The following is a 12,958-nucleotide window of genomic DNA, read 5'->3' as shown; positions in this document are numbered from 1 at the left end:
GCTATTGAGAGTTGTTGCTCAATAGCCCTTTTTAGTATAGAGCTAAAATCGTTTTTCCCGCCTTTTATGCGCATCATCGTTTTATATAGTGTTTTTTATTCGATTCGGATATACTAAAACATACATAGTCATAGGAGGTGTACATCATACAGTTCGTACTGTATGATTGATGATTTGGAAGTATTTAATTTAGTCATGGTAGCTGTTCTTATTGCCTTTTCTGGTTTCTTCGTTGCATCGGAATTTGCCATTATAAGAGTCCGTTCTTCTCGAATTGACCAACTTGTAGCAGAAGGAAGCAAGCAGGGGGCAGCAACCAAAAAAATTATTGATAATTTAGATGAATATTTATCAGCCTGCCAGCTTGGAATTACCTTAACATCACTCGGATTAGGGTGGCTGGGTGAACCAACGGTTGAACATTTACTCCATCCTTTGTTTGAAAAATTAAATGTGAGCCCAGCGCTTGCCAGCATTTTATCGTTTGCGATTGCTTTTGGCGTCATCACGTTTTTACATGTTGTCGTTGGTGAGCTTGCGCCGAAGACGTTAGCCATTCAAAAATCAGAAACAGTCAGTCTCTGGACAGCGCAGCCTCTTATTTGGTTTTATAAAGTGATGTATCCATTTATTTGGTTCCTAAACGGCTCGGCCCGCTTTGTCACGAGAATATTTGGACTTGAACCGGCAAGTGAACATGAGCTTGCCCATACAGAGGAAGAGCTTCGCCTCATTTTATCCGAAAGTTATAAAAGTGGCGAAATTAATCAATCGGAATTCAATTATGTTGAGAATATTTTTGAATTCGATGATCGTATCGCCAAAGAAATTATGGTCCCTCGAAAAGAAGTGACTGTTTTGGATAAAACGAAGTCCATCGCAGAAAATCTTGAAATCATTAAGCAAGAAAAATATACACGTTATCCAGTCATTGATGGAGATAAAGATCATATTGTCGGTATGATTAATATGAAGGAAGTCTTTACGGATGTAGTCGTGCACAACGTAGACCGGACAAAGACGATGGAACAGTATGTGCGCCCAATTATTCAAGTTATTGAGTCTATTGCGATCCATGATTTGTTACTGAAAATGCAAAAAGAACGGATTCATATGGCCATTTTAGTTGATGAATACGGAGGAACGGCAGGACTTGTAACGGTTGAAGACATTTTAGAAGAAATTGTGGGAGAAATCCGTGATGAGTTTGATACGGATGAACTTCCGATGATTCAAAAACTAAATGATTCTCAAACGCTCCTAGACGGCAAAGTATTAATTTCCGAAGTCAATGATATGTTTGAGCTACATATTAACGATGAAGATGTTGATACGATCGGCGGATGGGTATTAACTGAAAAATATGATGTGAATCAAGGAGACATTATCGTTTTCGGGGATTACCAGTTTCTTGTGAAAGAGTTGGATGGACATCATGTTCGATGGATTGAAGTAACATATGATCCTTCGTTAAGTCAAAAGGAATTGGAAGAACGAGAAATGGTAGAAACAGATTAAAACACAACCTGTTAAGGCAATGTCTTGACAGGTTTTTTCATGATTACAAGCTGCGTAGGTTCAAAAATATTTTTCGTCTTTCGAAAAATGATGATTTTAATGAGCATAAGCGAGGAAAAAGGAGAAGAAAGCGGAAAAACGGGATGTTATCCGCTTTCACTTAGATTTTCATCGTATGAAAAGTATGTTATTCTTTTCTTTGTTCAAAACGGCCCCGGTTTTCATGAGAGTTGAAAACCATAAAACTAAATAGAGGTGATGTGAGTGAACACAGCAACATTAAAACAAGAGTGGTTCTCAAATATAAGGGGAGACGTATTGGCCGGGATGACGGTAGCGTTGGCCCTTATTCCTGAAGCCATTGCCTTTGCAATCATCGCAGGAGTAGATCCAATGGTCGGTATTTACGCTTCTTTCTGTATTGCCGTGGTGATTGCGTTCGCTGGCGGACGTCCAGGAATGATTTCTGCAGCAACAGGAGCAATGGCCTTATTAATGATTACCCTTGTCAAAGACCATGGTATTGAGTATTTATTTGCAGCCACGGTACTGACAGGTATTATTCAAGTCTTGTTAGGTGTTTTAAAGGTAGGTCGATTTATTACGTTCTTGCCGCAAACCGTCATGATTGGGTTTGTAAACGCATTGGCCATTTTAATCTTCATGGCCCAGCTTCCCCATTTTGTTGGGGCAAACTGGATGATGTATGCGATGGTAGCGGGAACGCTTGCCATTATTTATCTTTTTCCACTTATAACGAAAGTTGTTCCGTCTCCGCTTGTCGCGATTATTATTATGACCGCTGTCGCGATTTTTGGAGGTTTAGATTTAAAGACCGTTGGAGATATGGGGGAAATTACAAAAACTTTCCCGCTTTTCCACATCCCAATGGTTGAGCTATCATGGGAAACGCTTATGATTATTCTGCCATATTCGTTTCCACTTGCCATCGTAGGTATTTTAGAGTCTTTATTGACAGCAACCATTGTAGATGAATTTACGAACACGAAAAGTGATAAAAACCGTGAAGTAAAAGGTCAAGGACTTGCAAATATCGTAACGGGCTTTTTTGGTGGAATGGCTGGCTGTGCAATGATTGGACAATCGGTTATTAATGTAAAATCAGGTGGGAGTGGACGCTTATCTGCGTTGACCGCTGGTGTGTTTTTAATGTTTTTGATTATTGTATTAGGGGATGTTGTTACCCAAATTCCGATGGCAGCATTAGTCGGGGTTATGATTATGGTATCGATTGGTACGTTTGACTGGCAATCTATTAAAGATTTGAAAAAATATCCATTGCCAGATGCCGTTGTTATGGTTGTAACAGTAGCCGTTGTCGTATACACACATAACTTAGCTCTTGGTGTAGGGTTAGGCGTTGTGTTAAGTGCGCTTGTATTTGGCTGGAAAATGGCCCAAATTAAATCAACAGCTGTTAGCAAAGAAGGTGTGAAAGTTTATACGATTTCAGGCCAATTATTTTTTGGAACCATGGCACATTTTGTAGATTTATTCGACTATCAGCATGATCCGCAAACCGTTCATATTGATTTTTCAAACTCTCACGTATGGGATCACTCTGCTGTAACTGGGATTGCCAAAGTCGTACAAAAATATAAACGTTATAATAAAGACGTGATTGTGACCGGGTTAAATGAAGAAAGTAAATCAATTATTAACCGAATTGGTTTAGATTCTGTATCAGGTCATTGAGAATGTTAATGTAAAAAACGGGCTTCTTTTTTAAGAGTGCCCGTTTTTTTGTATATATTTAATGAAGGCTCTGAAAAAAAGCGACAATGCTTAAAGTGGCTTTTTTTATAAAATGCTCAAATTGAAGTACGGTTTGTTTCATCTCTTTATTGGCGTCGTTTATGATGTCGTCTCGTTGTTTTGTCGCTAATTCATGGGCCATGCGGCGATATTGATAATCCATCATGTCAACCATCTCCTTTGCCAAAGAGTGAAAATTCAATTAAATGTAAGCGTTTTCCTTTATTGTAACATAAAAAGAGAGGAAATTCCTCTCTTAAAAGACAGTTGTAAATAAAAATCGAACGGCAATAATTAAAAACCATACAACCCCAAAAAACATAACGAGGTAGGCGGCGGCTTTTAATAAAGTAATTCGAGGTTTGGCCGGACGGGGGTCTTTTTTCTTTTTTATTATTTTCATAGCTGACATATTAAATTCCTTCCTTCTCGCTCTTTTTAATGATATACCCTCATGCAACAAGCCTAAACCTTCACTGCGTGCGTTAGAATAAATGCGAAAGGAACAGCCATACTACGGGAAGGAAAGGAGCTGATTCTTTAATGGAAACCATTAAATCCGTACGTCGGGACGGGGATGGCTATATTTTAAATGTTCGCACATCTGGAGAAAGAGAAATTGGACATGAAGAAGCTATAATAGAATTAGAACGAGGAACAATTAGTGATCCTGAGGGGAAAATGGGCGATATTGTTCGGTAAGGAAAAGAACCCTTCCCTCCATTCAGTAAAAAGAATGGAGGGAAGGGTTCTCTCTATTAAAAGCATGCGTAGAACTTATTTGACAGCTGCGTTCGGGTTATTCTGAACTAAACATATAACGTTTATAATGGTAGGAAACACTAAACATGAGTCCCATTGCTAACATATTTCCCATTAGCGAACTTCCGCCGTAAGAAATGAAAGGTAGGGGAATCCCCGTAATTGGAACGACACCAATTGTCATTCCAATATTTTGGAATACGTGGAACGTAATCATGGAAATAACGCCTACACATAAGTAAGAATTAAAATCATTTTTCGTCTCAAGACCCAGCTTAATTAAATGATAAATGAGCACAAAAAACAGACTGATCACAATGCTGCATCCCATAAAGCCGAACTCTTCCCCGATGACTGCAAAAATGAAATCGGTATGGCTTTCTGGGAAATAAACTTCGCCATTTGTGAATCCTTTTCCATTAACCATGCCAGAACCGATGGCAAGGAGAGATTTCTGTAAATGATAGCCTTCTCCACCGCTATAACTGTATGGGTCCAGCCAAGAGTAGATGCGACCGAGCTGATATTGTTTTACGCCCAAATATTTTTCAAGAACCGACGGGAAATAAATAACCATCGCTAAAATCGAGCCGCCCATCGTAAATGCCCCGACAAAAATAGGTGTAATAATTTTCCATGAAATGCCGGATACGAATACCAATCCTGAAAAAATGGACAGCAGAACGAGTGAAGTCCCTAAATCTGGCTGCTGCATAACGAGCATGAGCGGGAGCAATAGTGTAAGTCCCATTTTAAACAAAAGTAAAAAGTCTTCGCGCAGCGTCCGTACACGATATTTCTCATTATGTTTAGCAATCAGATTACTTAAAGCAATGATAAGAAACACTTTTACAAACTCAGACGGCTGAAGGGAACCGATACCTGGAAGCTTAAACCAGCTTTTCGCTCCATTAATAACAGGTGCAATAGAAGAAGGAGCGATAATTAAGATGACCAGCAAGGCATTCCCTAGCCCGTATAAGTACCATGATAACTTTTGAAATTGCTCTGAATCCAAAAACATAACAGATGAAATGATAATGGATCCAACGACATACCAAATAATTTGTTTAACTAAAAAATTTTCGCCATATTGCCCAATGGTTTGTGCACTATAAATGGCAATACAACTGACACAGAAAAATAAAAAGAGAATAAACGCTAAATTTAAATCAAATTTACTCACATTTTGTTGGTTATTACTCATATTATCCACCTAACAACTTGGGATGTATACAGCACATTATTATACCTTAATTAATTAATAACATAAAGTGAAACTTTCTATATAAATCAGTCTAGAACATTCGGCATGACGAAAGAACAGCCTTGTCGAATAGGTTAGAAAAAATCTTTGAGTGCTCATGTAAAGGTTCATCTAAACGAATAAGACTAAATCTATTAATCCTTGCATATAGTAGAACTATAATGAATTGATATAAAAGAAAACTATAGGGGGAGGGAGAGAGATGACCCTGCTGTTTGGCATAGTTGCTCTATTATTTATATGGATTTTCGTTTATTTATGTCGTTACAGCCTTTTTATTACGAAGTATACAGGAGCAACAGCTGCGCTTGCTGCTGGTATGATGACAGGCTTTTTGGTGTCCACTTCAGTCAGTTTGCTGACAAATATGCATGATGAAAAAAGCATCATTCTCAGTCTTATTTTAAGCATGTTAACAGGGATGATTGTTGGTGTTCCTCATTCTTTTATAGCATGGTCAGCAGGGGCGTGCGGAGGCCTTCTCAGCGCTCCATTAGGGACAGCGGTGGCCTCACTCCTCGCACCTGATAGAGGCGAAAGTTATATAACCGTTCTATTAATTGTATGTACTGTTTTTTTATTTTGGTTGCTCGGAATGATTACGGCTGAAATTCCTTATTATTATCATGTAGCTTTTCGGAAAATGGTGCTGAACCCTCTTATCGTCGGTATTCCTTTGATTTTCATTTTCTATGTATATGAACGTTGGGCGAATAGTTTGTTTTCTACTCGTAAAAAACAAACAACCCGCCATAATAATGATGGGTTGTTTGTTGGGAAATAACGATTAATAGCAACGGAATGCAATGACTCTTCTCGTATCAAATCCGACATAGTTCCATCTGAATCCATTCCAGCGATAACCAGCGACAGAGCGTCTGCCGATATAAGTAGGGTAGAACCAGAAAGAACGGCCGCTTCGCATCCAAACATATGTGTAGCGGTATAAGCAACCGCGAAATGCCCCAGAGTCTACTGCATATGTGCTAACTCCGTTTTTCGTCCCTTGAAGGGATTGCGCTTCACTAAGAGAAGGGGTGAAAGACGGGGGAGGCTGAAGAGGCGGCTGCTGCCCACCACCGCCTGGAGGAGGACCTCCAGGAGAACCGGTGCCAGGAGGAGGTCCAGGTGGAAAACCGAATCCGGGAATATTTTGACGATACATAGTATTGCTCCTTTCCATTATATGACTAACATACTATATGAAAAAAAGGGGGGGTGGGTGAATGTCCGTTTGTGCAGAACCATTTAAAAATCAAAATAAAAGTGTTGACGAAATGAAAAATGTAGTTGTATAATAAATCTTGAAGTTGAGATAATTACTTTGAACGTAAATGTCTTATATTTTTTTGTAATATATCTCGATTTAAAAATATTTCATTTAAAATATCTCTATAAAAATAATTTAATAACGTTGGAGGATGAGAAACATGGCAAAAGTATTATATGTAAAAGCAAATCCGAAATCAGATGAAATGTCTTTTTCAGCAAGATTGGCGAATACATTCTTAGATGCATATCAAGCAGCCAATCCAAATGATACAGTTGAAGTAGTAGATGTGTATAACACATACGTTCCTTTAATTGATCGTGATGTATTAAATGCCTGGGGTAAACTAGCAACTGGCGGGGATATGACAGAAGAAGAAGCGAAAAAAGTAACTCGATTAGGGGAACTAGTAGATCAATTTTTAGCGGCAGATAAAGTGGTATTTTCAGCTCCGATGTGGAATTTTGGCTTTCCTCCGTTAATGAAAGCGTACATTGACTCCATTTCAGTAGCAGGCAAAACGTTTCGATATACAGAGAACGGTCCTGTCGGATTAGCAGGCGATAAAAAAGTTGTTTTATTGGAAGCACGCGGAGGGATTTATTCTGAAGGACCGGCCGCACCGATGGAACATACACAAAGCTATTTAAAAGCGGTTATGAGCTTTTTAGGTATTCAAGACTTTACGGTCATTGCTGCTGAAGGTATGGCGGCAGCTCCTGCCGATGCTGAAGTTATTTTGGAAGGTGCAGCAGCAAAAGCAAAAGAACTTGCTCAAACTTTCTAATTTGTTCATCAAATCATTTTTGATGGAGTAACATTTTGTAAGGGATAGGCGATTTCTAACAAATAAAATTTGCTAATCTTTTTAATGAAGAATGAAAAGTTTTTTCATTGCAAACATTTTTCGACTGTGATTTAATGGAAGATGTTAAACGAGAAAGCGTGGCAGATGGGATGTGCCCATCGTTCATGCTTTTTTGTTTTTTCAAAGGGGCGGATGGGTATTATAGTAGTAATTACATAGAAAAGGAAAGGTGAAAGTTATGTTTAAAAAATTGTTCGGTGGAAAAACAAGTCAGAAAGACGTTACTATTGCAGCACCTTTAACAGGGCAAGTTGTTTCAATTGAAACTGTGCCAGATCCAGTGTTTTCTCAAAAGATGATGGGAAATGGTTTTGCCATTGAACCGACTGATGGACAAGTTGTGTCTCCCGTAGACGGAGAAGTTATTCAATTGTTTCATACGAAACATGCAATTGGATTAAAAACGAATGCTGGTGTTGAAGTGCTTATCCATATCGGACTGGAAACAGTAGCGATGAACGGAGAAGGGTTTGAAGCACATGTAAGTCAGGGCGATAAAGTAAAAGTAGGAACACCGCTTGTGACGTTTGATTTAAATTTGGTGAAAGAAAAAGCGAAAAGTACCATCACTCCAATTGTTATTACAAATACAGATAATATGGAAAGCTTTGAAATGTTGGCGGATGGTTCTGTAGAAAAAGGTTCCACACCATGCTTGAAAGTTGTGGCGAAATAATCAGAAAATAAACGGTTGACGAAATATGTCGAAACAAATATAATGTAATTAACATATTTTTTGTCACATTGTGTAATATGATGACCACCCAAGGCCTAAGGTGCGCAAAGAGTGCGTATCTTAGGTTTTTTTCATAGATGCATGAAACTTTCTTCGGGTGACAACGTAAAACAAGAAGACATGGAGCTTAATTGCGTAAACGGTAATAAAGTGTGTTAAAATAGAAAATGTTGGATTGAAAAGCTATCGTGAAAGAGAGCATCTACTATATGGAAATCTACAGTGATTTACTATTGTTGTACGCGCTATATGCGAGTCCGATCGTTTTAATTGTCCTCGTTTTCTTTTTATGCCGCCATCTTTATGTGGTGCGTCCTGCGGCTAGCTCGAGTTATCAGCAACGAGAAACGAGCGTGTACGAACAAAGCAAATGGGTATCTCTTCGCTATTTGTGGCGATTCACTTACCTATTTGTTCGAAAGCCTGTAAAAGAAACGGACAAACAAGATGATGGTGAAGAACGTCTTTTCCTTCAAACAGGATCTTGTATATAACTAATCAAATATGTTGGAGGAAAGAGAAAAAGATGAAGAGCAAAGTTTTTGTTTTAGCTTCACTATTACTTGTTATATTAGCAGGGTGTAATCTAAATGAACCCATTACATCAGAGAGCACGGGCGTGTGGAACCATTACTTCGTCTATCCAATGTCGTTACTGTTAACGAAAGTGGCAGAAGCAGCAGGGGCAGCTACGGTTTATCGATTATCATTGTTACAATTATTATTCGTTTAGTCTTGCTTCCGCTCATTATGAGACAGCAAAAAAGTACAATGGGAATGCAGGCACTTCGCCCAGAAATGGAAGAGTTACGTAAAAAATATTCATCAAAAGATATGGAAACACAGCAAAAAATGCAAAAAGAAATGATGGAATTGTACCAAAAGCACAACATTAATCCACTTGGAGGATGTTTGCCGCTGCTCGTCCAATTTCCAATTATTATGGCATTTTATTATGCGATCGGACGTACGGAAGCGATTGCGGACCATTCGTTCTTATGGGTAAGCTTGGGGAATCCAGATCCATTTTTCCTTTTACCAATTATAGCTGCCGTCACAACATTCATTCAGCTAAAAGTAGGAATGACAGATGATATTCCTCCACAAATGAAAATTACGATGTACATTATGCCGCTGTTTGTTGTGATTGCGGGGGTTACATTGCCTTCAGCATTGGCGCTTTACTGGGTTATCGGAAATCTTTTTGGGATTGCTCAAGGGATTTATTTGAAAAAACGAATGGCTCTTCTGCAAAAAAGCGCGTAATGGTGAAAGTATTGATAAATAAGTAGAGTATATTTTCTTGACGTAGTAAGATGCTCTGTTGCTTTATAAAACTGCTTAAGGAGAAGAGTGACTGACAGGGGCTGTAATACTTGTCAGTTGCTCTTTTTTCGTTTTTCTTTACGTTCTTTTAGAAGGCACTGTGCATTTGTATGCAAAAGATCAGTTCGAGAACTTGTATACTAATAGCATTTACGGAAGGGGGCAATGTGTAATGGAGATGAAAGTTATATCAATTAACATTGGTATGCCGAAAGAAGTGCTTTTTCAAAAGAAAGCTATTCAAACGGGAATTTTTAAAACACCGGTGAACAAACGTGTATTTGTTTCACAGCTTGGTGTAAAAGGAGACGGACAAGCGGATTTAACAGTTCATGGAGGGATTGATAAGGCAGTTTGTATATATTGTATGGAGCACTACGCTTATTGGGAAAGTATGTTGAAACGCCCTTTAAGTCCAGGAGCTTTTGGAGAGAATTTGACGATTTTAGGCGCGACGGAAGAAGAAATTATGATTGGAGATATTTATCAGATGGGGGAAGCTTTATTTCAAGTGAGTCTACCGAGGCAGCCATGTTATAAGCTGTCGGTCAAATGGGCAGAACCGCGTTTGCCTCTCATGGTGAAAGAGACTGGATATTCCGGTTTTTATTTTCGGGTATTAAAGGAAGGTGCTATTGAGCCGGGACAGGTATTGAAACTAGTTGAACGCCATCCGAATGGGGTTTCTGTTGCATTTGCTAACCATATTAAATATAAAGATAAGCAAAATGAAGAAGGTTTACAAAAGCTTGTAGAAGTAGAGGTGTTAGCCGAAGCGTGGAGAGGTAAATTTCAGGAACGTTTAGCAGAGATGAAAAAAATGGATGAAACATCTTGACATGAAACCCATTTCATACTTTAAACTACAAACAACTCCATATAATCCCATATGGGCCGGCGTTACTTATCATGGTATAAGGCGTAACGGCATTCAATCATGAAAAGAAGGAGCGGTTCATCAGTCGCCCTTCTTTTTTTTGAGGAAAAATACATGAAACGTTTTCCATCATCCCAAAATAGAAAGAGGAGGATGGAAGAGATGAAGAAAATAAAAAAGTGCCTAATTACATTGTTTGCCTTGCTGTCTTTATATCCATGTAAAGCTGAAGCGAGTGAATCCCCCTTAAAAATTGCGTTTATTCGAAGGGGAGATGTATGGGTAAAGATGCAAGAACGCGAATATCGTCTTTCGTACACCGGCAATATGTCGCATCCGCAATGGTCTCAAAATGGACACGTTGTTTCCTTTTACCGAAAAGACGCGTTATATGTTCGAAATCTGATTCAGGATCGCTTTAATCAAAAAATTGCTGAACATGTTCAAGTGGCCAGGTGGTCGCCGCTTGAAGAGAAAATCGCCTATCTGACAGATGGAATCCTTCATATACATGATTTGAAGACGAACAAATCTGTACCGGTTATTACAGGAGTCGATCAGTTTTCTTGGTTTCCGGACGGAAAGCGTCTGCTCGTGACAAGTGGGGCTAAAATTCGTCCAAACGGATGGGGACAGACAGAACTTTTTGAAGTGCCAATTGATGCAAATTTAAATTTTGAAAAAAGCCGGTTGTTCTTTATACTTCCGAAACCGTCTGAAGATTTTTTTGCAGTAACGACAAGTGCCTTTAAATGGTCACCTAATAAGGAATGGCTTAGCTTCATCGCCGTCCCGACTGCGTCTTGGTCAGCTGACTCCAATACGCTTTGTTTATTGTCGGCCGACGGTGGGAAGTTTCAACAGCTTGGGAAAATGCTTAATAAAGAAGAATGGATGAATTGGGCGAGTGAGGAGGCGACTGTTGGTTTTATTAATGGAGAAGGAAGGATTGCGACCCAAAACAAAAGATTGACGATAAAGGAATTAGCGACGATGGGGAAAGAGGCGGTGACACCAAAGGGCTATGTGGATTGGGATTTTACATGGCATAATAATGAAACCATCACGGTTTCTAGGGATGAAGAAGCAGAGTGGAGCAATGATACAAATAAGCGTCCATTGCCTTCTTTGTATCAGCTATCTTTAAACGCAAACGAGCAAAAAAGAATTACTGCTCCACCCAAAAATGCCGGAGACTTTCACCCTATTTATTTATCTTCTGTTAATCAATTAGCATGGATACGGTCAGATCGCCAAAAAGCGTTTGTTTGGTTAGGAAGTAGCAGTGGACGTCAAAAGCGCATTTGGGTTCGCTATCTGGATGTCCCTGTCTCTTATTATGGTCAATATAATTGGGACGAAGTGATAGTTATTCATCAAAGCAATAGCGGAAAATGATTTTTCAGCTGTTAAGAAATGTGGGGGAATGAGCAGGGAAATAAACGTACGGGGGTGTTTGAAAAGAGAAAAACGCTCTCTTTTCAAACACCCCCGTAAGATGGAGCGTTACGAAGAGCAGTAATACGAATGATTTTTTATAAACGGGCCATTTTGAATCAGAAGAAAAACTATCATTTTCTGACCTTATTTTCTTGAGTGATGCGGGCTAAGCGGTCAGGGTAGTTTGTAAAAATTCCATCTACTCCCCATTTAATGAGTTGTCTCATTTGCTTCTCATCGTTGACTGTATATGGATGAATATGAAGACCTGCTTCATGCACTGCTTGAATGTATGGCTTCGTTAACAAACGGGCGTCCGCTCCTACACCGACAGCGTATTCTTTAATGTCTTTTAATTGATGATTGGTAATAAACCGAGAATGGTGTGAAGGGAGCAACTGAATAAGCTGTAAGGAAGGGTTTAATGTTTTTAGTTTTTGTAGACTTTGTTTACTAAATGACTGAATATATACTTGCTCTGGCGATAGATGATAAACATCCATCAATTGAAGTAGTTTTTCTTCCATTCTTTCATATTCATTAGGTGATTTTGTTTCGATGTAATAGTGATGGGTGTTGCCGAACGTTTGGAAAATCTCTTCAAGGGTTGGAATTTGCAACCCTTCGTAGTCCGCCTTTGCTTGTTGGCGGTTTAAGTGATTAAAGGAAGAACCGGCATCGAGCTGTTTTATTTGTTCTAATGTCAATTGTTTTGCTAGTCCGCTTTTGTTCGTTGTCCGATCTACTTTTTTATCATGAAGTGCAATCAATGTTCCATCTTTTGTCATTTGTAGGTCAATTTCCAAATGAGTGCTGCCTTGCTGGACAGCGAGTTCATAAGCTTTAATGGTATGTTCTGGGGCATATCCAGAAGCGCCTCGGTGGGCAATGATGAGAACATCCCGTTCAAGTGCTAAAGAAGGTGAAAGAGAGTGTGTGAAAACGAAAGCTGTTAATAGTAGCATCCATTTATATGTAATCAAATAACATCCCTCCAAATAATTATGATCTCATGAGCATCGTTTTAGTGGCAATTGTCTCTATATATTCTACTTAATAACTTGACACAGCTTCATTTGATTCAAGAACATGGACAATGATTATTGAGACCATTTGAA

At 39.0% G+C, this 12,958-nt stretch carries 14 protein-coding genes and 1 pseudogene; 10 read left to right on the top strand and 5 right to left on the bottom strand.

From position 1 onward, the window contains the following. The first annotated feature begins 174 nt into the window (after positions 1-174). Together ACXAEO_RS13455 and ACXAEO_RS13450 are read left to right on the top strand one after the other, a co-directional pair. The gene (locus ACXAEO_RS13455; protein WP_474884149.1) at positions 175-1,518 is read left to right on the top strand and encodes a hemolysin family protein; all 1,344 of its coding nucleotides are present in this window, start codon (positions 175-177) and stop codon (positions 1,516-1,518) included. Between the two features lie 264 nt (positions 1,519-1,782). Continuing rightward, positions 1,783-3,234, top strand: coding sequence for a SulP family inorganic anion transporter (locus ACXAEO_RS13450; RefSeq protein WP_474881825.1), 1,452 nt, complete (start codon positions 1,783-1,785; stop codon positions 3,232-3,234). 58 nt (positions 3,235-3,292) lie between these two features. Here ACXAEO_RS13450 and ACXAEO_RS13445 read toward each other — a convergent pair whose 3' ends face one another. Together ACXAEO_RS13445 and ACXAEO_RS13440 are read right to left on the bottom strand one after the other, a co-directional pair. Further along, positions 3,293-3,460, bottom strand: coding sequence for a hypothetical protein (locus ACXAEO_RS13445; protein WP_474881823.1), 168 nt, complete (start codon positions 3,458-3,460; stop codon positions 3,293-3,295). 90 nt (positions 3,461-3,550) lie between these two features. Next, the gene (locus ACXAEO_RS13440) at positions 3,551-3,706 is read right to left on the bottom strand and encodes a hypothetical protein (protein ID WP_474881821.1); all 156 of its coding nucleotides are present in this window, start codon (positions 3,704-3,706) and stop codon (positions 3,551-3,553) included. A 131-nt stretch (positions 3,707-3,837) separates the two neighbouring features. Here ACXAEO_RS13440 and ACXAEO_RS13435 point away from each other — a divergent pair, with 131 nt between their 5' ends. Next, entirely contained in the window at positions 3,838-3,996 is a 159-nt protein-coding gene (locus ACXAEO_RS13435; protein ID WP_474881819.1) for a hypothetical protein, read from the top strand. 97 nt (positions 3,997-4,093) lie between these two features. Here ACXAEO_RS13435 and ACXAEO_RS13430 read toward each other — a convergent pair whose 3' ends face one another. Further along, the gene (locus ACXAEO_RS13430; protein ID WP_474881817.1) at positions 4,094-5,263 is read right to left on the bottom strand and encodes an FtsW/RodA/SpoVE family cell cycle protein; all 1,170 of its coding nucleotides are present in this window, start codon (positions 5,261-5,263) and stop codon (positions 4,094-4,096) included. Between the two features lie 262 nt (positions 5,264-5,525). Here ACXAEO_RS13430 and ACXAEO_RS13425 point away from each other — a divergent pair, with 262 nt between their 5' ends. Then, on the top strand, positions 5,526-6,107 hold the full coding sequence (locus ACXAEO_RS13425; RefSeq protein WP_474881815.1) for a hypothetical protein: 582 nt from the start codon (positions 5,526-5,528) through the stop codon (positions 6,105-6,107). Between the two features lie 3 nt (positions 6,108-6,110). Here ACXAEO_RS13425 and ACXAEO_RS13420 read toward each other — a convergent pair whose 3' ends face one another. Continuing rightward, complete coding sequence (locus tag ACXAEO_RS13420; protein ID WP_474881813.1) at positions 6,111-6,488, bottom strand: transporter; 378 nt, start codon at positions 6,486-6,488, stop codon at positions 6,111-6,113. Positions 6,489-6,753: 265 nt separating this feature from the next. On the opposite strand from ACXAEO_RS13420, the gene ACXAEO_RS13415 reads away from it, so the two are divergent. From ACXAEO_RS13415 to ACXAEO_RS13390, 6 genes and pseudogenes are all read left to right on the top strand, one after another. Further along, entirely contained in the window at positions 6,754-7,380 is a 627-nt protein-coding gene (locus ACXAEO_RS13415) for an FMN-dependent NADH-azoreductase (protein WP_474881810.1), read from the top strand. 259 nt (positions 7,381-7,639) lie between these two features. After that, positions 7,640-8,137: a PTS sugar transporter subunit IIA gene (locus ACXAEO_RS13410; protein ID WP_474881808.1), complete on the top strand. Its 498-nt coding sequence runs from the start codon at positions 7,640-7,642 to the stop codon at positions 8,135-8,137. 269 nt (positions 8,138-8,406) lie between these two features. Beyond that, on the top strand, positions 8,407-8,691 hold the full coding sequence (locus tag ACXAEO_RS13405; protein ID WP_474881806.1) for a hypothetical protein: 285 nt from the start codon (positions 8,407-8,409) through the stop codon (positions 8,689-8,691). 32 nt (positions 8,692-8,723) lie between these two features. Then, a pseudogene (gene yidC, locus ACXAEO_RS13400) lies at positions 8,724-9,463 on the top strand (membrane protein insertase YidC). Positions 9,464-9,695: 232 nt separating this feature from the next. Further along, a complete protein-coding gene (locus ACXAEO_RS13395) occupies positions 9,696-10,361 on the top strand; it encodes an MOSC domain-containing protein (protein ID WP_474881804.1) in 666 nt (221 codons plus the stop codon). Between the two features lie 201 nt (positions 10,362-10,562). Continuing rightward, a complete protein-coding gene (locus ACXAEO_RS13390; protein WP_474881802.1) occupies positions 10,563-11,798 on the top strand; it encodes a hypothetical protein in 1,236 nt (411 codons plus the stop codon). 173 nt (positions 11,799-11,971) lie between these two features. Here the strand turns inward: ACXAEO_RS13390 and ACXAEO_RS13385 are convergent, their stop codons facing one another. Beyond that, positions 11,972-12,823, bottom strand: coding sequence for a glycerophosphodiester phosphodiesterase (locus ACXAEO_RS13385; protein ID WP_474881800.1), 852 nt, complete (start codon positions 12,821-12,823; stop codon positions 11,972-11,974). Positions 12,824-12,958 lie beyond the last annotated feature (135 nt).

Source organism: Bacillus sp. ABA4_010 (assembly GCF_056159105.1).
The sequence above is the reverse complement of the archived record's forward strand: the minus strand, read 5'-3'. Positions and strand labels throughout refer to the sequence as shown.

Bases quoted from the DNA above. Each gene is read 5' to 3' on its own strand.
- ACXAEO_RS13445 (WP_474881823.1), bottom strand. From the start codon at position 3,460: ATGATGGATTATCAATATCGCCGCATGGCCCATGAATTAGCGACAAAA.
- ACXAEO_RS13440 (WP_474881821.1), bottom strand. From the start codon at position 3,706: ATGTCAGCTATGAAAATAATAAAAAAGAAAAAAGACCCCCGTCCGGCC.
- ACXAEO_RS13435 (WP_474881819.1), top strand. From the start codon at position 3,838: ATGGAAACCATTAAATCCGTACGTCGGGACGGGGATGGCTATATTTTA.
- ACXAEO_RS13430 (WP_474881817.1), bottom strand. From the start codon at position 5,263: ATGAGTAATAACCAACAAAATGTGAGTAAATTTGATTTAAATTTAGCG.
- ACXAEO_RS13425 (WP_474881815.1), top strand. From the start codon at position 5,526: ATGACCCTGCTGTTTGGCATAGTTGCTCTATTATTTATATGGATTTTC.
- ACXAEO_RS13420 (WP_474881813.1), bottom strand. From the start codon at position 6,488: ATGTATCGTCAAAATATTCCCGGATTCGGTTTTCCACCTGGACCTCCT.
- ACXAEO_RS13415 (WP_474881810.1), top strand. From the start codon at position 6,754: ATGGCAAAAGTATTATATGTAAAAGCAAATCCGAAATCAGATGAAATG.
- ACXAEO_RS13410 (WP_474881808.1), top strand. From the start codon at position 7,640: ATGTTTAAAAAATTGTTCGGTGGAAAAACAAGTCAGAAAGACGTTACT.
- ACXAEO_RS13405 (WP_474881806.1), top strand. From the start codon at position 8,407: ATGGAAATCTACAGTGATTTACTATTGTTGTACGCGCTATATGCGAGT.
- ACXAEO_RS13395 (WP_474881804.1), top strand. From the start codon at position 9,696: ATGGAGATGAAAGTTATATCAATTAACATTGGTATGCCGAAAGAAGTG.
- ACXAEO_RS13390 (WP_474881802.1), top strand. From the start codon at position 10,563: ATGAAGAAAATAAAAAAGTGCCTAATTACATTGTTTGCCTTGCTGTCT.